Origin of the sequence: Psychrobacter piechaudii (assembly GCF_900162825.1) — a bacterium.
Lineage (GTDB): Bacteria > Pseudomonadota > Gammaproteobacteria > Pseudomonadales > Moraxellaceae > Psychrobacter > Psychrobacter piechaudii.
This window is the reverse complement of record NZ_FUGE01000005.1, coordinates 1-731: the sequence shown is the minus strand read 5'-3', so window position 1 is coordinate 731 and position 731 is coordinate 1. Positions and strand designations below refer to the sequence as shown.

Sequence of the window (731 nt, the reverse complement as noted above, 5' to 3'; positions counted from 1 at the left end):
CCAAGCCCAAGTTTGCTCAATAGGGTTTAAGTCAGGACTATAAGGCGGTAACCATAGAATAGTGTGTCCTGAATCTTCAATAATTTTTTGAATATCAAGGCCCTTATGGAAAGTTGCATTATCCATAACGATCACGCTATTAAGGGGAAGTTGTGGTAATAACAGTTGCTGAGTCCAGCTATGGAATACATCACTATTAACACTACAGTCGTAAAGACCTACTGCGAATAACTGATTATTGTAAATAGCACCTATGGCATTGGTTTGGTTTTTTAGTTGCCAGTTATGCTCGCCAAAGCACTTCTCACCTTTTTTGGCATAGCCGTAAGGTCTGTAATCATGTGCCTTGAAGCTACTTTCATCTAAGTAAACGACAGGACGGTTATCTTTTTCATACTGGGCTAACTGCTCAGCGAATAACTGACGTTTTTCTTCATCTGATTTAGGATGATGCAGTGTCTTTTTTTTGAGTAATACCAAGTCGCTTCAGTGCACGACTGATGCTTCTTTGGCTACAGTTAAGACGTCTTGCTCGTTCTATTTGATAAGCATCTGGGTAAAGCTCAACATCTGCTTTAAGCCGATCGCTATCCACCTTGTAAACAGTATAGACGTAAGCTTTACGCTCAATGTTCTTTTTCCAACGCTGAATTGTCGTTGTACTGATTTGATATTCTTCGGCAAGCTCTCGATAACTGTAACCTTCGTCAAGCTTGTCTAATATCATTTGT

2 protein-coding genes are annotated in these 731 nt (G+C 39.8%); both read right to left on the bottom strand.

The window, feature by feature from the left end; genetic code table 11:
- The coding region (locus A1019T_RS00030) for an IS630 family transposase (protein ID WP_077449876.1) at positions 1-480 on the bottom strand (480 nt) is incomplete at its 3' end.
- Positions 443-731 (bottom strand): IS630 transposase-related protein (locus A1019T_RS00025; RefSeq protein ID WP_208608002.1); only part of this gene is annotated, 289 nt, incomplete at its 5' end. The genes A1019T_RS00025 and A1019T_RS00030, both read right to left, overlap by 38 nt.